The sequence below is a fragment of the Cryptosporangium arvum DSM 44712 genome, from assembly GCF_000585375.1.
Lineage (GTDB): Bacteria > Actinomycetota > Actinomycetes > Mycobacteriales > Cryptosporangiaceae > Cryptosporangium > Cryptosporangium arvum.
In genome coordinates this window covers 7,377,987-7,402,113 of record NZ_KK073874.1, presented here as the reverse complement: position 1 = coordinate 7,402,113, position 24,127 = coordinate 7,377,987, and the positions used below count along the sequence as shown (strand labels likewise).

The 24,127-nt window shown below is 71.8% G+C and carries 16 protein-coding genes; 10 read left to right on the top strand and 6 right to left on the bottom strand.

Annotated features, from left to right (window positions below):
- Positions 1-777: an alpha/beta fold hydrolase gene (locus CRYAR_RS33800; protein WP_051571299.1), complete on the top strand. Its 777-nt coding sequence runs from the start codon at positions 1-3 to the stop codon at positions 775-777.
- 63 nt (positions 778-840) lie between these two features.
- Here CRYAR_RS33800 and CRYAR_RS50420 read toward each other — a convergent pair whose 3' ends face one another.
- From CRYAR_RS50420 to mce, 4 genes are all read right to left on the bottom strand, one after another.
- Positions 841-6,456 (bottom strand): hypothetical protein, encoded by a 5,616-nt coding sequence (locus CRYAR_RS50420; RefSeq protein ID WP_035857225.1) that lies wholly within the window; start codon positions 6,454-6,456, stop codon positions 841-843.
- Between the two features lie 237 nt (positions 6,457-6,693).
- Positions 6,694-8,055 carry a coiled-coil domain-containing protein gene (locus CRYAR_RS33790; RefSeq protein ID WP_035857223.1) on the bottom strand — a complete coding sequence of 454 codons (1,362 nt, stop codon included), beginning with the start codon at positions 8,053-8,055 and terminating at the stop codon, positions 6,694-6,696.
- 190 nt (positions 8,056-8,245) lie between these two features.
- Positions 8,246-9,577, bottom strand: coding sequence for a crotonyl-CoA carboxylase/reductase (ccrA, locus tag CRYAR_RS33785; RefSeq protein ID WP_035868817.1), 1,332 nt, complete (start codon positions 9,575-9,577; stop codon positions 8,246-8,248).
- 70 nt (positions 9,578-9,647) lie between these two features.
- The gene (mce, locus tag CRYAR_RS33780; protein ID WP_035857222.1) at positions 9,648-10,082 is read right to left on the bottom strand and encodes a methylmalonyl-CoA epimerase; all 435 of its coding nucleotides are present in this window, start codon (positions 10,080-10,082) and stop codon (positions 9,648-9,650) included.
- A gap of 142 nt (positions 10,083-10,224) precedes the next feature.
- Here mce and CRYAR_RS33775 point away from each other — a divergent pair, with 142 nt between their 5' ends.
- The 9 genes from CRYAR_RS33775 (at position 10,225) to CRYAR_RS33735 (ending at position 21,760) form a co-directional block, all read left to right on the top strand.
- Entirely contained in the window at positions 10,225-11,421 is a 1,197-nt protein-coding gene (locus tag CRYAR_RS33775) for an acetyl-CoA C-acetyltransferase (protein WP_035857221.1), read from the top strand.
- Positions 11,418-12,395, top strand: coding sequence for a methylmalonyl Co-A mutase-associated GTPase MeaB (meaB, locus tag CRYAR_RS33770; RefSeq protein ID WP_245620554.1), 978 nt, complete (start codon positions 11,418-11,420; stop codon positions 12,393-12,395). The genes CRYAR_RS33775 and meaB overlap by 4 nt, the downstream gene beginning before the upstream one ends.
- A gap of 37 nt (positions 12,396-12,432) precedes the next feature.
- On the top strand, positions 12,433-12,882 hold the full coding sequence (locus CRYAR_RS50415; protein ID WP_051571298.1) for a DUF6313 family protein: 450 nt from the start codon (positions 12,433-12,435) through the stop codon (positions 12,880-12,882).
- The gene (locus CRYAR_RS50410) at positions 12,875-13,204 is read left to right on the top strand and encodes a DUF6313 family protein (RefSeq protein ID WP_035857220.1); all 330 of its coding nucleotides are present in this window, start codon (positions 12,875-12,877) and stop codon (positions 13,202-13,204) included. Before CRYAR_RS50415 ends, CRYAR_RS50410 begins: the two co-directional genes overlap by 8 nt.
- Before the next feature lie 10 nt (positions 13,205-13,214).
- On the top strand, positions 13,215-14,030 hold the full coding sequence (locus CRYAR_RS33755; protein ID WP_051571297.1) for a pentapeptide repeat-containing protein: 816 nt from the start codon (positions 13,215-13,217) through the stop codon (positions 14,028-14,030).
- 74 nt (positions 14,031-14,104) lie between these two features.
- On the top strand, positions 14,105-14,422 hold the full coding sequence (locus CRYAR_RS33750) for a DUF3817 domain-containing protein (protein WP_035857219.1): 318 nt from the start codon (positions 14,105-14,107) through the stop codon (positions 14,420-14,422).
- 31 nt (positions 14,423-14,453) lie between these two features.
- Complete coding sequence (locus tag CRYAR_RS33745; RefSeq protein WP_035857218.1) at positions 14,454-15,368, top strand: tetratricopeptide repeat protein; 915 nt, start codon at positions 14,454-14,456, stop codon at positions 15,366-15,368.
- A gap of 178 nt (positions 15,369-15,546) precedes the next feature.
- A complete protein-coding gene (locus tag CRYAR_RS33740) occupies positions 15,547-20,556 on the top strand; it encodes an NAD-glutamate dehydrogenase domain-containing protein (RefSeq protein ID WP_051571296.1) in 5,010 nt (1,669 codons plus the stop codon).
- Position 20,557: 1 nt separating this feature from the next.
- The gene (locus CRYAR_RS33735) at positions 20,558-21,760 is read left to right on the top strand and encodes a transporter substrate-binding protein (protein WP_035857217.1); all 1,203 of its coding nucleotides are present in this window, start codon (positions 20,558-20,560) and stop codon (positions 21,758-21,760) included.
- On the opposite strand, the gene CRYAR_RS33730 is transcribed toward CRYAR_RS33735, so the two are convergent.
- Positions 21,757-23,775, bottom strand: coding sequence for a WD40 repeat domain-containing serine/threonine protein kinase (locus CRYAR_RS33730; RefSeq protein WP_035857216.1), 2,019 nt, complete (start codon positions 23,773-23,775; stop codon positions 21,757-21,759). The genes CRYAR_RS33735 and CRYAR_RS33730 overlap by 4 nt on opposite strands.
- A gap of 60 nt (positions 23,776-23,835) precedes the next feature.
- Positions 23,836-24,084 (bottom strand): hypothetical protein, encoded by a 249-nt coding sequence (locus CRYAR_RS33725; RefSeq protein WP_051571295.1) that lies wholly within the window; start codon positions 24,082-24,084, stop codon positions 23,836-23,838.
- Positions 24,085-24,127: the final 43 nt, after the last annotated feature.

The following is a 24,127-nucleotide window of genomic DNA, read 5'->3' as shown; positions in this document are numbered from 1 at the left end:
GTGACGGTCGAGCTGACCTACCAGGAGAGCGGACACGGCACACCGTTGGTGCTGTTGCACGCGTTCCCGCTCTCCTCGGCGATGTGGGCCACCCAGCACTGGCTGCTGGCCGACACGTGCCGGGTGATCACGCCGGATCAGCGCGGGTGGGGCGACTCGCCGCTCGGGGACGAGGAACCGTCGATGGATGTGCTCGTCGACGACCTCGCGCTGCTCCTCGACGACCTGGAACTCGACCGGATCGTGCTCGGCGGGGCGTCGATGGGTGGGTACGTCGCCATGCATTTCCTGCGCCGGTACCCGGAGCGGGTGCGCGGGCTGGTGCTCGCGAACACCAAAGCGACCGCCGACAACGACAAAGCCGCCGCGAACCGGATCGGCATCGCGCACGCGCTGGAGCACACGCACTCAGCCGAGCCGCTGATCGAGAACGTGTTCACGAACCTGCTCGGAGAGACCACCCGGTCGGCGAAACCCGCGGTGGCCGACGCGGTGAAAGCCGCGATCCGGGCCGCCCCGCCGGACGCCGCGGCCTGGGCCGAGTACGCGATGGCCTCCCGGGCCGACTCGCTCGACGTGCTGCGCTCGGCGGACGTGCCCGCGCTGATCATCTCGGGCGAGGAGGACGCGCTGATCACCGATCGGGACGTCGAGGCGATGGCGTCGGCATTGTCGGACGCGAAGGTGGTGGAGATTCCGCACGCCGGGCACATGACGGCGATCGAGGATCCAACGGCTTTCGACGGCGCGATCCGGACGCTTCTGGCCCGCGTCTGAGCTGTGGTGGGGACCGTGGGGGCCGGTAGGCGTTCGCGGGCCGTGGGTGCTGGGGGTTGGTAGTCAGGCGGGCTTGCCGTCGCGGCGGTCGTTGCCGCGGTCCGCGCGCCAGGTGAGGTCGAGGGTGGGGCCGACCCTGACCGCCGCGCGATCCTCGTCGACCAGCCCGAGCATCGACCGCGACCGGTTGCCGCGGTCGCCGTCGTCGCTGGGTCCTCGTCCGTTGCCCGGTGCCCCGTCCTTCCCGGCCGACGCCGGGGAGCCGCCCGCCGGCGGGCCGGCCGCCGAGTTGGGGCCCTGGTTACCCGGTGCCTGGGAGCCGGCGGCCGGAGTCCTGGCGGCGGGGTGGCTGGCGGCGGGGTGACCGGCGGCTGGGTGACCGGCGGCCGGGTGACCGGCGGCCGGGGGAGCGGACACTGATGTTCGCCCGGTGGGGGAGCCCGTCGGCTGGTTCCCGGGTGCCGGGGATCCCGCGGCCGGCGTCCTGGTCCCCGGTGAGCCCGGCGCCTGGTTCCCTGCCGCCTGATTACGGGGCGCCTGGCTGCCGGGTGCGTGGTTGCCGGGCGCCTGGTTGCCGGGCGCCTGGTTTCGTGGTGCTTGGTAGCCGGACGCGTAGTTCGCGGGTGTGTAGTTCCGCGGTGCGTGGTTCTCGGGTGCCTGGCGTCCAGCACCCGGGCTGCGAGGGGGCTGGTTACCAGCGGCCTGGTTTCGGGGGGCCTGGTTGCCGGGGTGCTGGCTTCCGGAGTGCTGGTTGCCGGCCGCCTGGTTCCGACGGTTTTGGGGTGCGGACGGCTGGGTGTCCGCGCGGGGTGCCCTGGCGGTCGGGAAGCCGTGGGTCTGGTTCGCGGGCGACTGGGAGTCGGCGACCGGTGCCTGGGCCGTCGGGAAGCCGGAGGTCTGGTTACCGGGCGACTGGGTGTCCGCGAGCGGTGCCCTGGCGGTCGGGAAGCCAGGAGTGCGGTTCCCGGCCGCCGGGGAAGTGGGCTGAGTGGCCTCCCCCGAGGATGCGCTCGCCGAGCGGGCAGGTGCCGATCCGGCGGGGCTCGTGCCGGTGGAGGTGCGCTCCGCGGCCGGCGGGGGAGCAGGGGCGGGCAGGACCGGCGGGCGTGCCGGTGAGGTGGGCACATGGGTGGGGCTGGCGGCCAGCCGTGCGCCCAGGGTCTGCCGGGGCGCGGAGGGCTTGACCGGCTCGGACCTGTCCGACTGCGAGTCGGCCCGGGCGGTCTCCGGCTTCCCGGTCTCCGGCTTCCCGGACCCAGGCTTCCCGGCCTGCTGCTTTCCCGCCGACTGTCCCCGCTCGGCCTTCCCGGACTCGGTGTCTCCGGTCTCCGGCTTTCCGGTCTCCGGCTTTCCGGACTGGGAGTCTCCGGTCTCCGGCTTTCCGGACTGGGAGTCTCCGGTCTCCCGCTTTCCGGACCCGGAGGCTCCGGACTCCCACTTTCCGGACTCCGGCCTGCCGGACACGGGGTTCCCAGACACCGTGTTTCCCGACTTGGCCTTCCCGGACTCCGGGTTTCCGGACTCGGACTTCCCGGATTCAAAGTTTCCCGACGCGGGCTTCCCCGACTCCAAGTTCCCGGAGGCCGGCTTTCCGGACACGAGCTTTTCGATCCCCGGCTTGCCCGACGCCGCACTTCCGGCGGCCCTGTTTCCGGACTCAGGTTTCCCGGACTCAGGTTTCCCGGACCCAAGGTTTGCGGAGCCCGAGTTTCCAGAGCCCGAGTTTGCGGAGCCCCAGTTTCCAGAGGTCGGATTTTCGGAGGCTGGGTTTGCGGAAGCCGCGGGTGCGGAAGCCGCGGGTGCGGAAGCCGCGGGTGCGGACTCGGACGTTGCGGGCCCTGGCTTTCCGGAGTCCGACTTGTCATGATCCGCGGCCCGGGGTCGGGGCGTTCGCGGCTCGTCCGAGCCGGCCCGGCCGGTCCGGGGCGCGTCGGTGTTCTCCGCCTTCTGGGCCTCGCTCGGCGGGGTCAGACCCGGCTCGCTGCGAGCCAGTCGCACCGTCGGCGTGGCCGGAGGCGCCGCACCGTTTCCGGTCGGCTCGGCCGGCGACCCGGACTTCGGCGCGACCTCGTCCCGGGAGCGATCCGCCCCGCCCAGCGCGTCGATCACCGAGACACCACTCGTCACTCCGGCGTCATCACGCCCGGCCGCCCCACGCTCAACCCGCCCACGCCCGGCACCGTCGCGCCCGGCACCGTCGCGCCCGGCATCTTCGCGCCCGGCACCGTCGCCTCCGGCGGTCTCGCCCTCGGCATCGGCGCGTCCAGCGGCTCCGCTTTCCGCGACTCCGCGATCGGAAGCTCCGCGATCGGGGCTCTCGCCGCCAGAAGACGTGGGAGCCGCCGCCGACGCGGTGGACGCCTTGCCCTCGTCGCCCGACGTCACGTCGGCCTTCGGCGTGGGCGTCGGCTCGGACTGGGCCACCGCGGCCGTCACCGCCGACAGATTCGCGAACAGGCCACCCCCCAGCCCCGACAACGCGTCCTGCAGACGGTTCATCTCGCCGTTGATCTGTTCCCGGCGCTCGATCAGCGCCTCGACCTCGGCCTTCAGGCGCGCCGCTTCCTTACGCGCTCCGGCGACGGTCTTCTCCGCCTCCTCGCGGGCCTTGCGCATCGTGCTGTGCGCCTCGAGGCCGGCCTTCTCCTTCGTGTTGCGCGCCCGCAGTTCGGCGTCGCGCTTCATCGTCGCGCCCTGCGAGCGGGCGTTCTCGATCGTCTGCTTCGCGTTCGTGTTCGCGTCCGCGGTGATGCGCTCGGCCTCGGAGATCGCCTCCTGGATGATGCGCTCCGAGCGCGTCGCCGCCTCCTCGGTGGCCGACCGCGACATCTCCTCGCTCTCCGCGTGCACACGCGCGGCGTACTCGTCGGCCTCGGTGGTCGCGGCGGTCGCGACCTGCGTCGCCTCGGAGAGCAGTTTGGCGGCCTTCGCCTCCGCCGTCGACACCAGCTCGGCCGCGGTGGCCTGCGACTTCGCGGTCACGTCGGCGGCGGCCTTCTCCGCGGTGGCGCGGTGCGTGTCGGCCTCGGTCTTCACCCGGGTGGCGTGCTCGTCGGCCTCCCGGCGCGTGGACGCCGCGTAGGTGTCGGCCTCGCCGCGGACCGTCGTGTCGTGCTCGTCGGCGCCGCGGCGGGTGGTGTTCGCGTAGTCGTCGGCTTCCCGGGCGACCCGCTCGGCGTGGTCGTCCGCGGCCTTCATCGTCTCGTTGGCCAGCGTCTCGGCCGTGGACGTCGTCTCGGTGGCCTGCTTCTCGGCCTCCGCGATCAGCTCGCCGGCCTTGCGCCGGGCCACCATCTTCGCGCCGGCGATCGTGGTGGCCGACTCCTGCTCGGCGGCGTTCAGCTTCTCCTGCGCGTCGCGGAGCAGCGAGGCCGACTCGTCGCGGTCCTCCTCGGCCTTGCGCGCGAGTTCCTCGGCCTCCTTGCGGAGCGCCGTGGCCTTCTCCTGCGCGGAGCGCAGAACTTCGGCGGCCTTCTCCTCCGACTCCGTGAGCGTGAGGGCGGCCAGTTCCTCGGCGTCCGCGACGGCCTTCGCGGCGCTGTCCTCGGCCTCGCGGGCCCGCCGGAACACGTCGGCGGTCGCCTCGGCGGCGTCGGCGGCGGCCTGGCTGGCCTGCTCGTCGGCCTCGGTGAGCACGGCCTCGGCCCGCTGCTCGGCGTCGGCCTGCAGTGCGCGTGCGCGCTCCTCGGCTTTCGCGACGAGCGACGACGCCTTCTCCTCGCCGGTGGTGCGCACCTTCGCGGCGTGCCGCTCGGCGTCGGCGACCATCTCCTGCGCGCGACGCTCGGCGTTGGAGACCAGGTCCCGGCCCCGGGCCTCGGCGACCGAGATGATCGTGCGAGCCCGGTCCTGGGCCTGCGCGACGGTGCTCTCGGCGTTCTCTCCGGCTTCCCGGGTGACCGCGGCGGCCTGCTGCTCGGCCGCGTCGATCATCGTCTGGACCTGCTCGTCGGCCTGCGCGGTGAGCGCGGACGCGGACCGCTGTGCCTCGGTGACGATGCGGTTGGCCTCGTCGCCGGCCTCGGCGGTGACCGCGGTGCGGTGCGCCTCGGCCTCCGCGGTGAGTTCGGCGGCCCGGCGCTGGGCGTCGGTGGTGAGCCGCTGGGCCTCGGCGGCGGCGTCGCCGGTGACGCGTTCGGCCGCGGTGTTCGCTTCGCTCGTGACCCGGGCCGCCTCGGCCGCGGCCTCCTCGGTGAGCCGGGTGGCCTCGGCGGTGGCGTCGGACTTCGTGCGCGCGGCGTAGTCGTCGGCGCCCTTGCGGATGTCCGCGGAGTAGTCGTCGGCCTCCCGGGCGACCCTTTCGGCCTGGTCGTCGGCCTGGCGACGGGCGGAGACGACGTGCTCGTCGGCCTCGCGCCGGGTGTTCGCCGAGTACTCGTCCGCGGCCTGCTGGGTGGACGCCTGGTACTCGTCCGCGGTCTGGTGCGTGGAGACCTGGTAGGCGTCGGCCTCGGCCCGCGCCGTCGACGCGTAGGTGTCGGCCTCCCGGCGCGTGCTGACCGAGTACTCGTCGGCCGCGAGCCGCACCGTGCTCTCGTGGTCGTCGGCCAGCCGGGCGACCCGCTCGGCGTGGTCGTCGGCCTCCTTGCGCGTGGTCTTCGAGTACTCGTCGGCGCCCTGCCGGGTGCTGCGGGCGTAGTCGTCGGCCTCGCGGGCGATGTTCTCGGCGTGGTTGTCGGCCTTCTTGATCGCCGCGGCGGCCGTCGTCTCGGCGTCGGCGATCCGCTGGTCGGCCTCGGACACGCGCTTCTCGGCCTCGGCGACGAGCGCGTCGGCCCGTTCGCGGGCTTCGGCCTCGATCGCGCTCGCGAGTTCGCGCGCTTCGGCGGCGAGCGACTCGGCCTGCTCCTCGGCCTCGTTCACGGCAGCCGAGAGGCGCTCGTTCGCGGCCGCGGTCAGCTGGTTGGCGTAGGACTCGGCGTCGGCGCGGGTGCGTGCCGAGTACGCGTCGGCCTCGTCGCGGGTGGCTCCGGCGTAGTCGTCGGCGCCGGTGCGCACCTCGTCGGCGTAGGCCTCGGCGTCGACCGGGATCGCGGTCGCGCGCTCCTGGGCGTCGGCGAGGATCGACTCGGCCCGGCGGCGGGCCTCGGCCTCGTTCTCGTCGATGACCTCCTGCGCGCGGGAGATCTCCTCGCGTAAGCCGATCAGGTGATCGACGAGCTCGCGCTCGGCCTCCTCGCGCTGGCGGGTCATCTCCAGCTCGGCGTCGCGGAGCAGCCCGCGGGCGTCGCGCGCGGCGTCGTCGAGGACGCGGTGCGCCGCGGCCTCGGCTTCTGCGGCCGCCCGCTGCACGGTGTTGCGTGCGCCGACCAGTTCGTTCTGCGCGGTCGCGCGGATCTCGTTGGCCTCGGCTTCCGCCAGGTCGAGGATCTGCTGGACGCGTGCGCTGACCTCGGCGTGCGGGTTGCGCACGGCGTACTCGAGCTGCTGGCGCAGGTGGTAGATCTCGCCGCGCAGGTGCTCGATCTCGTTGTGCAGACGCTCCACCTGAGCGGCGTACGCGTCGGATCTGCCGTAGGCGGCGTCGCGGTCGGCTGCGACCGCGCTCAGCTCACCTTCCAGGCGGCTGAACGCGTCCTCGACCTGACGTCGGTCGTATCCGCGCAGCACCACCTCGAACGACGGCAATGGTTCGCCGCCGCTCACTGGGAGAAGGCCGTGCCCGTCCTCCTGCGACATGCAGTCATACTCGCATCGTTCCGGGCCAGACCCCCACTACGGCGGTCAGGCGCCTTGCAACAGGGTGATGGGAATCGCCTGTGAAGCGAGACTCATCGGCACATCGTTTCACGCCCGGGCGGATCGTGTCGGTGGCCCGGCCAGAACGCCGGGCCACCGCACCGCTCGGGTGTGCAGCCACCACCGAACGGCTGACCACGACGCCGTGGTCAGCCACCCGGACAGCCGGGAAAGCGATCAGCCCCGCCCGTTGGCGCTGGGGGCCTCGGCCGGCTCGACCTTGGCCGCCTCGGCGGCCTTCGCCACCGTGGCCGCCGCCGCGCCGCCACCGACCAGGCCGGCGAGCATCTCGCGCAGCTGACCCAGCTGGGTGGTGATCGCGTCGCGCTGCGTGGTGAGCTCCGCGACCTGACGCTTGGCCTGCGTGGTGTTGTGCTCGGCGTTCGCGGTGGCGTCGGACACCAGGCGGTCGGCCTCGGCGCGTGCCTCGTTGACGGTCTTCTCGGCGAGCGCGCGTGCCTTCTCCACGATGTCCTTGGCCTGGGCCTCGGCGGCCTTCCGGCGGGACTCGGTGTGGGCCTCGACCTCGCGGGCGCGGGTCTCGGCGACGCGGGCGCGCTGCTCGGCCTCGCCGACCAGCTTCTGCGTCTCGGCGACCGCGGCGGCGTGCCGCTGCGACTCTTCCTGCTCGGCCCGCTCGCGGCGCTCGGCCAGGTTGAGCTCGAGCTCCTGGAGGTCGTTGTCGCGCTTCTCGCGCGCCTCGGCCAGGATGCGGCTCGCCTCGCCACGCTTCTGCTCGGCTTCGCGGGTGGCCTCGGTGCGCAGCTGCTCGCTCTCCTGGCGCACGGTGGTGCGCAGCTGCTCGGTCTCGGCCTTGACCTTGTTGCGCAGCTGCTCGGTCTCCTGCTTGGCCGCGGCGCGCAGCTGGGTGGCCTCCCGCTCGGCGGTGGCCTGCAGCTGCGCCACCTCGCGGTGCACCCGTGCCTTGAGCTCGGCGACCTCGTGGTCGGCCGTCGACCGGGCCTGCCGGACCTCGCGGTCGGCGGTGGCGCGGTTGCTCTCGATCTCGCGGTTGACCTCGCCGCGGATCTCGGCGGCCTCGCGCTCGGCGCCTTCCTTGACCCCCGCGGCGTCCCGCTCGGCCCCGACCTTGACCGCCTGCGCCTCGGCGCGGGCCTTCTCGGTGAGCTCACGCGCCTGGAGGCGAGCGGCCGACAGCGTCTCCTCGGCCTTCTTCTCCGCCTCGGTGCGGTGCTCGTTGGCCTGCTCCTCGGCCAGACGCAGCAGCTGCTCGACCCGGGTGCCGAGGCCGGAGAGCGTCGGCTTCGAGTTCTCCTGGAGCTGCTTCTGCTGGCTGCGCATCTGCTGCTGCAGCGCGGTGAGCTGCTGCTCGACGGCGCGCACGCGGTGCTGGGCCTCGGCGAGCTTCTGCTCGGCCTCGGATTTCGTCGACTGGTGCTGGCTCAGCTCGGTGTTGAGCCGCTGTAAGTGCTCGTTCACCTGGTGCCGGTCGTACCCCCGCAGCGCGATGGTGAAGCCGGGATCAGTGTTCGAGGAGTCGAAGAACGACATGTTGTTGTCGGTGGGGGTCGGCTGCATGCCGCCCACTATCGCAGACCGGCAAGGCCGCATCTAGCGAACCCTGTCTCACATTCGACGCGAAATTCCCACGCGACACACCGTACGGCGGTTCGGCTGATAGGTGACTCGACCGAACCGACGCACGGCCCCTGGCCGGACATGCCAGGGCCGTGACGAGGTGCTCGTCACGGCCGGTGGCACGACCCGATCAGCGGGAGCGGAACCGGTTGATCGCGTCCACGTACCGGCTGCGCTTCTCCTCGTCCCGGACCCCGAGACCCTCCTCCGGGGCCAGGCCGAGCACGCCGACCTTCCCCTGGTGCAGGTTCTGGTGGACGTCGTAGGCGGCCTGCCCGGTCTGCTCGAGCGGGTACACCTTCGACAGCGTCGGATGAATCTTCCCGGTGGCGATCAGATCGTTAGCGAGATACGCCTCTCGGTAGTTCGCGAAATGCGATCCGATAATGCGCTTCAGGTTCATCCACAGGTAACGATTGTCGAACTGATGGAGATATCCGGACGTCGACGCACACGTGACGATCGTTCCGCCCTTTCGGGCCACAAAGACGCTCGCGCCGAATGTCTCGCGGCCCGGGTGTTCGAACACGATGTCGGGGTCTTTGCCCCCGGTCAGTTCTCGGATCTTCGCGCCGAAACGGCGCCACTCGCGGGGGTCCTGGTTGTTCTCGTCCTTCCAGAACCGGTAACTCTCCGCGGTCCGGTCGATCACCAGTTCCGCGCCCATCGAGCGGACGATGTCCGCCTTGTCGGGACTCGAGACCACGCACACCGGGGTCGCCCCCGACGCCAGCGCCATCTGGGTGGCGTACGAACCGAGGCCCCCGGAGGCGCCCCAGATCAACACGGTGTCACCGAGCTTCATCGCGGCGCCGTTGGTGCTGACCAGCTGACGGTAGGCGGTGGAGTTGACCAGCCCCGGTGACGCCGCCTCTTCCCAGGACAGGTGCGCCGGCTTGGGCATCAGCTGATTGGACTTCACCAGCGCCAGCTCGGCCAGCCCGCCGAAGTTCGTCTCGAATCCCCAGATGCGCTGCTCGGGGTCGAGCATCGTGTCGTCGTGGCCCTCGTGCGACTCGAGTTCCACCGACAGGCAGTGCGCGACGACCTCGTCGCCGGGCTTCCACAGGTTCACTCCGGGCCCGGTGCGCAGCACGACGCCGGCCAGGTCCGACCCGACGACGTGGTACGGCAGGTCGTGCCGCTTGGTCAGCGGCGAGAGCCGGCCGTAGCGCTCCAGGAACCCGAACGTCGAGAGCGGTTCGAAGATCGACGTCCAGACGGTGTTGTAGTTGACCGCGCTGGCCATCACGGCGACGAGCGCCTCGCCCGGTCCGAGCTCCGGCGTCGCCACCTCCTGGACGTGCAGCGACTCGCGCGGGTCCTTGTCGCGGGTGGCGCGCCCGGCGAACATGTCCACTTCGTCTTTCCGGACCACCACGCCGCGGTAGGACTCCGGCACCTCGAGACCGCCTACGGCGTCCAGCTCGTCAGACAGGATCGCTTCGAGGATCTGCTTCACGGTCGGCGCCTCCAAGATCACGGGGGGTCGGTGGCGGCCGATGTTACTTACCAGTAGCGATTCAGAAAGTTCAGCTGTGACCCAGTCCACCGGGCTCGACGAGTTCGACCAGGACGCCGCCGGCGTCCTTGGGGTGGACGAAGTTGATGCGTGAGCCCGCGGTGCCGCGGCGCGGGGCGTCGTAGAGCAGGCGCAGGCCCTTGGCCCGCAGTTCGGCGCTCGTCTCCTCGACGTCGTCGACCGTGTACGCCATCTGCTGGATGCCCGGCCCGGACCGGTCGAGGAACTTGCCGATCGCGGAGTCCGGGCGCAGCGGCGCGAGGAGCTGCAGCCGGGCGGTCGACGGGTCGCCGCCGGCCGGCACCAGCATCGCTTCCCGGACGCCCTGCTCCTCGTTGATCTCCTCGTGCTCGGCGACCAGGCCGAAGTTGTCCCGGTAGAACGCGAGCGCCTCGTCCAGGTCCGGAACGGCGATACCGACGTGGTCGATCCGGCGAATGGCCATCGGTGGCCTCCTCTCAGCGTGACCGCGAAGGTACGCATGCGACCTGCGAAAAGCTGTGGCGTCTCTCACGGGTCGAACCAAGCTACCCATCGGTATGGTGACGTGACATCCCCGTAATCGTTACTTATCGGAGGCGTATCCCATGACCTCGGTAATCGTCGCCGGCGCGCGGACCCCCATGGGACGGCTCCAGGGCTCGTTGAAGGACTTCGCCGCCTCCGACCTCGGCGCGGTGGCGATCAAGGCCGCGCTCGAGCGCGCCGGGGTCACGCCCGAGCAGGTGCAGTACGTGATCATGGGGCAGGTGCTGCAGGCCGGCGCCGGTCAGAACCCGGCCCGCCCGGCGGCGATCAAGGCCGGCATCCCGCAGTCGGTCCCGTCGATCACGATCAACAAGGTGTGCCTCTCGGGCATCGACGCGATCGCGCTGGCCGACCAGCTCATCCGCGCCGGCGAGTTCGACGTCGTGGTGGCAGGCGGCATGGAGTCGATGACCAACGCGCCGCACCTGCTGCCGAAGTCGCGCGCGGGATACAAGTACGGCTCGATCGAGGTGCTCGACTCGATGGCCCACGACGGTCTGACCGACTCGTTCGAGAAGATCGCGATGGGCGAGTCCACCGAGAAGTTCGCCGGCCTCGCCGGGCTGACCCGCGAGGACCAGGACGCGTTCAGCGCGCGCAGCCACCAGCGCGCCGCGGCCGCGGCGAAGAACGGCGTGTTCGACGCCGAGATCACGCCGGTGGAGATCCCGCAGCGCAAGGGCGACCCGATCAGCTTCGCCACCGACGAGGGCGTGCGTGCCGACACCACCACCCAGACGCTGGGCAAGCTGCGTGCCGCGTTCGCCAAGGACGGGACGATCACCGCGGGCTCGTCGTCGCAGATCTCCGACGGCGCGGCGGCGGTCGTCGTGATGAGCAAGGCCAAGGCCGAGGAGCTGGGGCTGACCTGGCTGGCCGAGATCGGTGCCCACGGCAACGTCGCCGGGCCCGACAACTCGCTGCTGCCGCAGCCGTCGAACGCGATCCAGCACGCGCTCGGCAAGGAGGGCCTGACCGTCGCCGACCTCGACCTGATCGAGATCAACGAGGCGTTCGCCGCCGTCGGTGTGCACTCGGCCCGTGCGCTCGGGCTCTCCGCCGAGGAGATCGACGCCAAGGTCAACGTCAACGGCGGGGCGATCGCGCTGGGGCACCCGATCGGGATGTCCGGCACCCGGATCGCGCTGCACCTGGCGTTGGAGCTGCAGCGGCGCGGTGGCGGCGTGGGTGCGGCGGCGCTCTGCGGCGGCGGCGGCCAGGGCGACGCGCTCATCGTGCGGGTCCCGAAGGCTTGATCTCCGTTCGCCGGGCGGCCACGACGGCCGCGGACGTCGGGGAACTCGTCGCGCAGGCCCGCGACGGCGTTCCCCGGGCGGTGGCACGGCTGGTGAGCATGGTCGAGAACGCCGGGCCCGCACTGCGCGAGGTCGCGGCGGCGCTCGCACCGCACACCGGCCGGGCCTGCGTCGTGGGGCTGACCGGCTCGCCCGGCGTCGGGAAATCGACGAGCACCAACGCGCTCGTCGGGGCGCTCCGCGCGCGCGGGAAGACGGTCGGCGTTCTCGCGGTGGACCCGTCGTCGCCGTTCTCCGGCGGCGCGCTGCTCGGGGACCGGATCCGGATGGAGCAGCACGCCACCGACCCCGGCGTCTTCATCCGGTCGATGGCGTCCCGGGGGCACCTGGGCGGGCTGTCCTGGGGCACGCCGCAGGCGATCCGGGTGCTCGACGGCGCCGGGTTCGACGTGGTGCTGGTCGAGACGGTCGGCGTCGGGCAGGCCGAGATCGAGATCGCGTCGCTCGCCGACACGACGATCGTGCTGCTCGCGCCGGGGATGGGCGACGGCATCCAGGCCGCGAAGGCCGGCATCCTGGAGATCGCGGACGTCTACGTCGTCAACAAGGCCGACCGCGCGGGCGCGGCGACCACCGTGCGGGACCTGCGCGGCGCGCTCGCGCTGGCGGGTGAGCACGGGCCGTGGCGTCCGCCGATCGTGAAAACCGTGGCCGCGCGCGGTGAGGGCATCGACGACGTGGTCGCGGCGATCGACGCCCACCGGGACCACCTCGAGCGCACCGGCGAACTGCGCGACCGCCGCCGTCTCCGGGCCGCCCGCGAGATCGAAGCGATCGCCGTGGCCGCCCTCCGCGCCCGGATCGGCGAGGTGCGCGGCGGTGCGGCGCTGGACACCCTCGCCGAGCAGGTGGCCACCGGAGCGGCGGACCCCTTCACGGCCGCGGACCGTCTGCTCGCCGAGACGAGCAACTGAGAAGCGCGGCGAGGGCCGCACACCGTAGTTTGTCGGTATGGCTCGGTCACCGGGCGCCGACCTCCCGGCGGACTTCCCTCTCCCGGTTCCCGTCGTCGTGCGCGAACGACGGCGCGACCTGGTGCGCCGCTGGTGGCGTTCCCGGGGCCATCAGCGCAACCTGCGGTACTGGTTATTCTTCCGCGGTGCTCCGGTACTGGCCGGGCTCGTCGTGCTCTACGTCGTCACCGGGTTCGTCGTCGGCTGGCGGGACGCCTACGACGTGAGCCTCGGCATCGAGTCGCCGGCCGACACCAGCGCGCCGGTGCTGGCCTGGTTCCTCTCGGTCGCCGGGTGGCTGGTCATGCCGGGCGTCGCGGGCGCGGTCGCCGGTTACGTCGTGAGCGACTCGATCGCCTCCCGCCGCTCCCGGCCGCTCGACGAGCAGTTCCCGCAGATCTCCAAGGACGAGCTCCGCGACATCCTGCGGGAACTCGGCGATGAGTGAACTGATCCCGCTCCTGGCCGAGCTGGCCGGAACCGAAGGAACGCGGCGCAGTTTCGTGCCCGTTCCGGACGGCTGGCCCGGCGTCCCCACCGAATTCGTGCCGACGTTCGTCGCCATCCACGCGGTCGGCTGGCGCGCCGCCCAGGCGCACTGGGAGATCGTGGTCGCTCGGGTGCTCGACACCGACATCGTGAAACCCAATGTGTCCGGAGAACTCGCGATCCGTCGAGCGGTTCGCGCATCCGCGCTACTCTTGAACAAGATGGCACGCCAGGGACGGTGTCCCATCTGCCCGCAGCCCGCGATGGCGAACTCCCGTTAGAGGAGGGCTCATGGACCATGGTCCCGCCCGGGGAAGTTTCCGTGAGCTGAGCCGGGAGCTGTTCGACTCCGCGTTTCCCGAGGCCCAGGCCGGCTGGGTCGATCGTCAGGTCACCACGATGGTCGTCGAGGTGGGTACCGCCCTCGACGTACGCCTGCTCCCGTCCGACGCCGACCTGCGCGCCGGTCAGCTCGACGGGGTCGACCTGCGCGGTGCCGACCTGCGCGACGCCGAGCTCGAGAAGGCCGCGCTGTCCGGCGTCGACCTGCGTGAGATCTGTCTGGCCCGCGCCGACCTGCGCGGCGCGTCGCTCCGCGAGGCCGACCTGAGCGACGCCAACCTGCGCTCGACCCGCCTCGCCGACGCCGATCTGGTCCGCGCCCGGTTGCGGCGCGCCGATCTGGTGGCGGCCGACCTGGCCGGGGCCGATCTGCGCGAGGCCGATCTGGGCACCGCCCACCTCGTCGGTGCCGACGCCGACGGCGCCCGCTTCGACGGCGCGAAACTGCCGGGTGCCGACGCGTCGACGGCGACGTTCCGCCGGGCCCGCTTCACCGACGCGAACCTGCGCCGTGCCGTTCTGGACGACGCGGTGCTGGCCGGGGCCGACCTGTCCGGGGCCGACCTCACCGGCGCGAACCTGAGCGGCGCCGTGCTGTCCGAGGCCGATCTCCGCGGCGCCGACCTGTCCGCGGTCGTCTGGTCCGACCGGACCCGGTGGCCGAGCCCGCTCGCCGCGGCGATGCGGCGGCGTTCCGAGCGCATCGGCCCGGGCGTCTACCGGGTCCGCCCGGCCGTCGGCCGCCGGGCTTCCGTACCCGCCTGAGGGTCGCCTTACCGCCTCGCGCGCCACTCGTCTACGCTGTGTCGACAAAGACCCGGCAGGAGTGGAGCCCGACGGTGCCGAACACGTTCCGATTCTTTCGCTTGGCGGCGTTCGCCGAGGCCGTGTCCTGGACCGGCCTGCTGATCGGCATGGTCTTCAAGTACCTCGTGGTGGAGAACGAGATCGGGGTCAAGATCTTCGGGCCCATCCACGGCGCCCTGTTCATCCTCTACCTGGTGTCCGTGCTGCTCACGCGGCCGGTGGCGGGCTGGAGCGTCCGCGCGACGCTCGTCGGTCTGATCGCGTCGATCCCGCCGTTCGGCACCCTGTTCTTCGAGCGTTGGGCCGCGAAGAAGGCCGCTGATCGCACGTTGGAGCCCGCGGGCGTCTGAGAACCGCCGCGGGAGTGGAAGACTAGAACTCATGCGACAGCCGAATCCCCGCATGACGGCCGCCTCGCTGGCCGGCGCCGTCGATCTCTCCGCACTGCGTTCCAGTACGCCCGCGGCTGCGCCGGCCGGTGGCGAACCGGCGGGAGCCCCGACGCCGGCCGCGGCCGGCAGCTCGCCCTACGTCATCGACGTCACCGAGGCGACGTTCCAGAACGAGATCCTCCAGCGCTCCCTGCAGACGCCGGTGGTCATCGACTTCTGGGCCGAGTGGTGTCAGCCCTGCAAGCAACTCTCACCCGTGCTCGAAAAGCTCGCGGGTGAGGCCGACGGGGCCTGGATCCTGGCCAAGATCGACATCGATGCCAACCCGCGCCTGGCGCAGGCGTTCCGCGTCCAGAGCATTCCGTTCGTGATGGCGATCGTGAACGGCCAGCCGGTCGACGCGTTCGCCGGCGTGCAGCCGGAGGCCAACCTCCGGCAGTGGCTCGCCGCGGTCGTCAAGGCCGCCGGCGGCGAAGCGGAACTCCCCGCCGACCCGCGGCTGGCCGACGCCGACGACAAGCTCCAGGCGGGCGACCTCGACGGCGCCGAGGCGGCGTACAAGGCGATGCTGGCCGAGACGCCCGGTGACGGGAACGCCACCAGCGGCCTGGCCCAGATCGCGCTGATGCGCCGCCTGGAGGGCGTCACCGACGGCCGCGAGGTGCTGGCCAAAGCCGAGGCGGCCCCGGCCGACATCGACGCCCAGACCCTGGCCGCCGACGTCGAGTTCGTCTCCGGCCTGGCCGACCAGGCGTTCGCCCGCCTGGTCGCGCTGGTGCGGCGGACGTCCGGCGACGACCGGAACAGGGTCCGCACCCACCTGCTCGAGTTGTTCGCGATCGCGCCGCCGGACGATCCGGTGGTGAACAAGGCGCGCCGCGACCTGACGAACGCGCTGTTCTGAGGTACCGAGGGGGCCAGAAATGGCCCCCTCGCCGCTTTTCTCCACCCACCTGCGGACCCGAACGGGATGTCGCCACGGGTTAGGGTGGCCGCTGGCACCGCTGCGTAACCGGGCGTCACCGTCCCGCGTGCGATCCGGCGGTGGAACCGCAGTGTCGCGGCCAACGGAGGAGCGGTAAATGGAGCGGCGTGCGCTGTCCGCCCGGCAAACGGAGGACTCCGGCTTGGAGCCAATCGTCGACCCGCAGCTGGGGCTGACCGGACCCGTTCCGGAAGGCGACCTGCTGGCCTCGGTGGATGAGGTCGAGAACAGCAAAGACGCGTTGATCGCGAAGGCGGCCGGCGGCGTCGAGGACCCGTTCGTCGCGGCCGCGCTGCCGGTCTACTACCGGTACGTGCCGGCCGAGGAGCTGCTCAACCGCTCGCCGGGCGACCTGGTGGCCGCCGCCGAGTCGCACCGCGAGCTGGCCGCCGTCCGGCTCCCCGGCCGGTTGAACCTCCGGGTGCTCACGCCCAGCGGCCGCACCGGCTGGTGCGGCGGGCACACGGTCATCGAGCTGGTCACCGACGACATGCCGTTCCTGGTCGACTCGGTCACCGCCGAGCTGGCCCGCCACGAGCTCGGCGTCCACCTGCTCGTGCACCCGCAGATGGTCGTCGTGCGCGACGAGGACGGCACGCTCACCGACGTCCGCCCCTCGGGTGACCCCGACTCCCCGGTCGCGGGCGAGGTCGTCGAGTCGTGGATGCACATCGAGATCGACAGGCGTTCGCACCGCGGCGCCGAAGAGGCGCTGCAGACCGATCTGGCCCGCGTGCTCGCCGACGTCCGGGCCGCGGTCAGCGACTGGGAGGAGATGCGCGCCCGCGCGCTCACGATCGCCGACGGGCTCACCCACAAGACGCTCCCGGTGCCCGACAAGGACGTCACCGACGCCCGCGAGCTGCTGCGCTGGCTGGCCGACGACAACTTCACGTTCCTGGGCTACCGCGAGTACCGCCTGGAGCCCGCCGACGACGACCGCAGCCTGGTCCCGGTGGACGGCACCGGTCTGGGGATCCTGCGCGAGACCTCGGGCCGGGAGCGGCGCCTGGCCGACATGGCCCCCGAGGTGCGCGACAAGATCCTCGAGAAGCGGCTGCTGATCATCACCAAGGCCAACTCGCGCTCGACCGTCCACCGACCGGCCTACCTGGACTACGTCGGGTTCAAGACGTTCGACGCCGAGGGCAACGTCACCGGGGAACGCCGTTTCCTCGGTCTGTTCTCGTCCGCGGCCTACCTGGACAGCGTCCGCTCGCTGCCGGTGATCTCGCGCAAGGTCGACGAGGTGCTGGCGCGCTCCGGGCTCTCCCGCAGCAGCCACTCCGGCAAGGACCTGCTCCAGATCCTCGAGACCTACCCGCGTGACGAGCTGTTCCAGATCGCCACCAGCGAGCTGTTCGACACCGTGATGGCCGTGCTGCGGCTCGGCGGCCGGCGCCGGCTGCGCCTGTTCGTCCGGCGCGACGCCTACGGGCGGTTCATCTCCTGCGTCGTCTACCTGCCGCGGGACCGCTACACCACGCAGAACCGGCTGCGCATGCAGGACATCCTGATGGACGCCCTGCACGGCGTCGGCGTCGACTACACCACCCGGGTCACCGAGTCGGTGCTCGCCCGGGTGAAGTTCGTGGTGCGCACCGACCCCAATACGTCGGTCGGCCCGATCGACGTCGACGCGCTGCAGCAGCGGCTGGGCTTCGCCACCCGCAGCTGGGACGACGAGTTCGCGGCCGAGATCCGCCGGGAGATCGGCGAGGAGCAGGCCACCCGCCTGCTGCGCCGCTACGGCACCGCGTTCAACGCCGCCTACCAGGCCGAGCACACGCCGGCCGAGGCCGTCGAGGACCTGTCGCGCATCGAGGTGCTGGAGGAGGACGGCGACCTCGGCGTCAGCCTCTACCGCTCCGCCGACCGCGGGCTCCGCTTCACCGTGTACCGCCTGGGCGACGCGATGGCGCTCTCCGACGTGCTGCCGGTGCTGCACTCGCTCGGCGTCGAGGTGGTGGACGAGCGCCCGTACCGGGTGCAGCGCACCGACGACCGACCCACCTGGGTGTACGACTTCGGGCTGCGGGTGCGCTCGGGCAACGACGCCCCGCACGTCGGCGGCCCGGTCGGCCGCGCGATCACCGAGTCCGGCCCGCTCGCCGCGCCCGGCCCGGTCGACATCCGCCGGGTGCATTCGGCGATGGAGAACGCGTTCGCCGCCTGCTGGCGGGGCGAGTGCGAGGTGGACGGGTTCAACGCGCTCGTCGTCTCGGCCGGTCTGGCCTGGGACGAGGTCGTCGTCCTGCGCGCCTACGCGAAGTACCTGCGCCAGGCCGGGAGCCGCTGGTCGCAGGAGTACGTCGAGCGGGTGCTGGCCGAGCACCCGACGATCGCGCGTCAGCTGGTCGACCTGTTCACGGCCCGCTTCGACCCGAACTTCCGGGGCGACGCCGGTGCGCGCGCGGCGGCCGCGGACGCGCTCAAGACCACGCTCGACGAAGCCCTCGACGCGGTGCAGAGCCTGGACGCCGACCGCATCCTGCGCAGCGTGCTGACGCTGATCAGCGCGACGCTGCGCACCAACCACTTCCAGCGCGGCCGCACCGGTCGGCACAAGCCGTACCTGAGCTTCAAGATCGACCCACGGGCCGTGCCCGACCTGCCCGCACCGCGGCCGGCGTTCGAGATCTTCGTGTACTCGCCGCGCGTCGAGGGCGTGCACCTGCGCTTCGGTGCCGTCGCCCGCGGTGGCCTGCGCTGGTCCGACCGGCGCGAGGACTTCCGCACCGAGATCCTCGGCCTGGTCAAGGCGCAGATGGTCAAGAACACCGTGATCGTGCCGGTGGGTTCCAAGGGCGGGTTCGTGGTGAAGAACCCGCCGCCGGGTGGCGACCGGGACGCGCTGATGGCCGAGGGCATCGAGTGCTACCGCACGTTCATCCGCGGCCTGCTCGACGTCACCGACAACCTGCGCGACGGCCGCACGGTGGTGCCGCCGCCCGACGTCGTCCGGCACGACGGGGACGACTCCTATCTGGTCGTCGCCGCCGACAAGGGCACCGCGACGTTCTCCGACATCGCCAACGAGGTGGCCGCCGAGTACGGCTTCTGGCTCGGCGACGCGTTCGCGTCCGGTGGCTCGGTGGGCTACGACCACAAGGCGATGGGCATCACCGCCCGCGGTGCCTGGGAGTCGGTGAAGCGGCACTTCCGCGAGCTCGGCCTGGACACCCAGGCGGAGGAGTTCACGGTGGTCGGCGTCGGCGACATGTCCGGCGACGTGTTCGGCAACGGCATGCTGCTCTCCGAGCACATCCGGCTGGTGGCCGCGTTCGACCACCGTCACATCTTCGTCGACCCCACCCCGGACGCGGCGATCGGTTTCGCCGAGCGGCGGCGCCTGTTCGACCTGCCCCGCTCGAGCTGGGCCGAGTACGACGCTTCGCTGATCTCCGCCGGTGGTGGCGTGTTCCCGCGCACCGCCAAGGCGATCGTGCTCACGCCGGAGATGCGTACCGCGCTGGGGCTGCCGGAGACCGCGCAGAAACTCAGCCCGAACGAGCTGATGAAGGCGATCCTGCTCGCGCCCGTCGATCTGCTCTGGAACGGCGGCATCGGGACGTACGTCAAGGCGTCGGACGAGACGCACGCGGACGCCGGGGACAAGTCGAACGACGCGGTCCGGGTCGACGGCAAGCAGCTGCGCGTCCGGGTCGTGGGGGAGGGCGGCAACCTCGGCCTGACCCAGCGCGGCCGGATCGAGTACGCGCTGGCGGGCGGGCGGGTCAACACCGACGCGATCGACAACTCGGCCGGCGTCGACACCTCCGACCACGAGGTCAACATCAAGATCCTGCTCGACCAGGCCGTGCACGCCGGCGAGCTGGACACCGCGGACCGCAACGCGCTGCTCGCCGAGATGACCGACGAGGTCGCCCACCTCGTGCTGGCCGACAACTACAGCCAGAACGAGGCCCTGTCGCTGGCCCGGCACCTCGCGCCGCGGCTGTTCGGCGTGCACCGCCGGCTGATGTCGGAGCTCGAGCGCACCGGCCGCCTGAACCGGGCGCTGGAGTTCCTGCCCGACGACGAGACCGCGGCGAGCCGGGAGTCGCTCACCTCGCCCGAGCTGTCGGTGCTGCTGGCCTACGTGAAGATCACGCTCGCCGACGACGTCCTCGCCGGCGGTGTGCCGGACGACCCGTGGTGCCGGCCGATCCTGCGTGACTACTTCCCGACCCCGCTGCGTGAGAAGTACGCGCTGTACGCCGAGAAGCACCCGCTGCACCGCGAGATCATCACGACGGCGGTCGTCAACGAGGTCGTCAACCACGGTGGCATCTCGTTCGTCTACCGCGCGATGGAGGAGACCGGGGCCACCCAGGCCGACATCGTCCGCGCCTACGCGGTGATCCGGGACGTGTTCGGCCTCGACAAGCTCTGGAAGGCCGCGAACGAACTGGACGCGAGCGTGCCGGCCACCGCCCAGACCGCGGTGATGGTGCAGGCCCGCCGGGTGCTCGACCGTGGCGTCCGCTGGCTGCTGCAGAGCCGCAGCGGGACGATCGACGTCGAGGCCGACATCGAGCGGCTGAAGCCGGGCATGTCCGAGCTGACCGCGGAGATGGGCGGGCTCATGCTCGGCCGGGAGGCGGAGCGCTACCGCAGCTTCGCGTCCGAGCTGGAGAGCGAAGGTGTGCCCACCGACCTGGCCGACCGGGTCACGTCCACGCTCTACGGCTTCGGCCTGCTCGACGTCGTCGAGCTGGCGCGCCACACCGAGCTGCCCCGGCGTGAGGTCGCGACGCTGTACTACACGCTGTCCGAGCGCTTCCGGATCGACGAGATGCTCGACCGCATCTCGGCGCTGCCCCGGGCCGACCGCTGGCAGGCGCTGGCCCGGCTGGCCCTGCGCTACGACCTGTACAGCACGCTGGACAGCCTCACCCGGGAAGTGCTGCGTCGCGTGCCGGGCGACCTGCCGGCCGAGGAGAGGGTGAGCCGCTGGGCGGACGCGAACGCCGACAACATCAGCCGGGCGCTGACCACGCTGGGACTGCTCGCGGAGGACGCGCCGTCGGACCTCGCGACGCTCACCGTCGTGTTGCGTCAGATCCGGACCGTGGTCCGGGCGTCCGCGGCGCATGCCGGCTGACATGCGTCGTCCGCTCGCGGTTCTGGTCGTCGCCGTCCTCGCGCTGGCCGGGTGCGCGAGCGAGCCCCCGGTCGCGGTGTCCTCGAGCACGGTCCGGGTCGGTCTGCTGCACTCGCTCACCGGGACGACGGCGATCAGCGAGACCGCGCTCGTCAACGCCGAGAAGATGGCGATCGAGGAGATCAACGCGGCCGGCGGCATCACCGTCGACGGCACGCGGAAGAAGATCGACCCGATCGTGATGGACAGCGGCTCGGACCCGGTCCGCTTCGCCAAGAAGGCCAAGGAACTGGTGAAGTGGAACCACGTGCCGGTCGTGTTCGGCGGGTGGTCGTCGACGAGCCGCAAGGCCGTGCTCCCGACGCTGGCCGAGCACGAGGCGCTGCTCTTCTTCCCGGCGCCCTACGAGGGGCTGGAGAGCTCGGCGAACGTCGTGTACACCGGGGCGACCGCCAACCAGCAGGTCGTCCCGGCCATGGACTACCTGAAGGCGCAGGGCAGCCGGCGGATCTTCCTGGTCGGCAGCGACGACCTCTTCCCGCGGACGGCGAACAAGGAGATCAAGAGCTTCGCCGCGGCCAACGGGCTGACGATCGTCGGTGAGCAGTACCGGGCGCTGGGGAGCGCCGACTTCGCCGCGATCGTCGCGAAGATCAAGTCGGCCCAGCCGCACGCGATAGTGAACACGCTGACCGGCGACAGCAACGCCGCGTTCTTCGCCGCGCTCAACCGGGCCAAGTTCACCTCGTCCGCCCTCCCGGTGCTGTCGCTCACGGTCACCGAGGAGGAGGTCCGCACGATCGGCCCGGAGGTCCTGGCCGGCCACCTGGTGGCCCGCAACTACTTCCAGACGACGAGCGGCGGCCCGAACGCGAAGTTCGTCCAGGCCTACAAAGCCAAGTTCGGCGACGACAAGGTGACGTCCGACCCGATGGAGGCCGCGTACGTCGGCGTCCACCTCTGGGCGAAAGCGGTCGCGAAGGCGGGCTCGACCGACGTGGTCGACGTCCGCACCGCGCTGAGCGGGCTGTCGTACGACGCGCCGGAGGGCCGGGTGACCGTCGACGGCGACACCCACCACGTCTCCCGGACCGCGCGGATCGGCGTGATCTCGGCCGACGGCCTGATCGACGAGCTGCGCAACTCCGGCCGCCCGATCGCCCCCGACCCGTACCTGAAGTCCTACAGCTGGTGGAAGGCCTAGGTCAGCTCCCAGAGCTTCACGGTGTCGTCCGCGCTGGCGGTGGCCAGCTGCCTGCCGTCGGGGCTGAACGCCATCGCGAAGATCGTGTCGCGGTGGTCGGTGGCGACCAGGCTGATCGGTGCTCCGGTGTGCGGATCCCACAGCCCGAGTGCGACGTCGCCGCCGGCCGAGGCGAGCAGTGAACCGTCGGGGCTGAACGCCACCGTGGTCACCTTCGTCGTGTGCCCGTTGATCGCGGCACCGATCTGTTGGTGGGTCTCCACGTCCCAGAGCCGGACCGTGGTGTCCCGGCCGCCGCTGGCCAGGCGCTTGCCGTCGGGGCTGAACGCGACCGTCAGCACCTCGTCGGTGTGGCCCAGCAGCGGCGCCCCGACCTGGGTGCCGGTGGCGACGTCCCAGAGCCGGACCGTGCGATCGGCGCCGGCCGAGGCCAGCAGCGTGCCGTCGGGGCTGAACGCCACCCAGACGACCGGCTTCGTGTGACCGACGAGCGGTTTGCCGACCGGCCGGCGGGTCGCCGGGTCCCAGATCCGCACGGTGTGGTCACCGCCCCCCGACGCCACCCGGCGGCCGTCCGCGGTGACCGCCACCGAGTTCACCTGGTCGGTGTGGCCGGTCAGCGGCCGGCCGCGGGGCCGCCCGGTGTCCGGATCCCACAGCTGCACGGTGTGGTCACCGTTGCCCGAGGCCAGTACCCGCCCGTCGGAGCTGGCCGCCAGGCCCAGCACCGACTCGTGCTGGCCCGGGCGGGCCGGGCCGGCCGCGGCGCCGGTGGTGAGGTTCCAGTAGCGGACCGACCGGTCGTTCCCGGCCGACACCAGCCGGTTGTGGGCCCCGTCGTAGACGACCCCGTACACCGAGTCGGTGTGGCCGGTGAACGTGTGCACCAGCTTGGCGATCGTGGCCACCTTCGGGGTCGGGCTCGCCGACGCCGGTCGCGGAGCGGTCACCGGAACCTCGCCGCGGTCGGCGATCAGCGCACCGGCGTAGCCCGCGGTCAGCACCAGCGCGACGAGGGCGACCCCGGCGGCCACCAGCTGCCAGAGGCGCCGCCGCGACCTCCTCGCGCCTCCGACGGCCACCGTGGGCGGTTCCTGGACCACCTCGGTGACCGGCTCCGGCGGCGTCGGCTCGTCGAGCAGCAGCTCCGGGGCGACGCGCAGCGGCACCCCCGCCGCGGCGATCCAGCCGGATCCGAAGTCCTCGCGCGCGGCCCGCGCCAGCTCGACCGCGAACGCGTGCGCGGACGCGGGGCGATCGGCGGGGTCCTTGGCCAGCGCACGGACGACGACCGCGGCGATCGCCGGGGGAGTGTCCTCCAACGGGGCCGGTGGCATCTCCAGCTGGTGCCGCACGATCGCGGCGAGCGACAGGTCGGGGCCGAACGGCGCGCGGCCCGACAGCGTCCGGTAGAGGGTGGCGGCCAGCGAGTACACGTCGGTGCGTGGCCCCACCGGGGCGCCGAGGAACTGCTCGGGAGCCATGTAGAGCGGCGTGCCGAGCAGGCCGCTGGTGGGCATCGCGGTGCCCTCCATCACCTTCGCGATGCCGAAGTCGGCGAGCTTCGGGGCGCCGGCCGCGGTGAACAGCACGTTGTCGGGTTTGATGTCGCGGTGGGCGACGCCGCGGTCGTGCACGGCCTGCAGGGCGTCGGCGAGCGCCAGCCCCCACGCGCAGGCCTCCCGGGGGTGCACGGTCGTGCGGAGCCGCTGGGTGAGTGTGCCACCGGCCAGGTACTCCATGACCAGCAGGTGCAGCGGGCCGTCCTCGGCGTATTCGAACACCCGGACCAGGTGGGGATGGTCGAGCTCGGTCATCATCTGCGCCTCGGCGAGGAAGCGGCGGCTCAGCTCGAGCTCGTCGACCTCGGCGGTCGCGATGACCTTCACGGCTCTGATCGTGTCGAGACGCCGGTGGCGGGCCGTGAACACCAGGCCGAAACCGCCGCGCCCGATCTGGCCGCCGATCTCGTAGCCCGGTAAGACCCGCTCGATCTCCGTGCGGTCGATCAGCATGCGGCCATTCTGCCGACCGCGTCTACACACGAGTCTCGTGGGTGTGTAGACGCGGTCGACCTACAGCAGTTCCTCGTCTTCCTCAGGGAAGTAGTAGTAGAGCGTGACGTGCGGACGGTTGGCGCCGGCCTCGAGGTCGTAGTGCAGCAACACGTCCATCACGCCGATTGGGCCGTCGGTCTCCATCTCCTCGATGGTCGCCGCGGCTGCCCGTAGCAGGTCCGGTATCCGGTCCTGGCCCGGCCCCTCGGGCAAGGCGATATTGACATGACGGCACTGGAAGCCGTGGTGGATCCGATCGTGTGGCATCGACTGTGATCATGCCGTGTAGGTAGGGGACGTCTGCAACCGG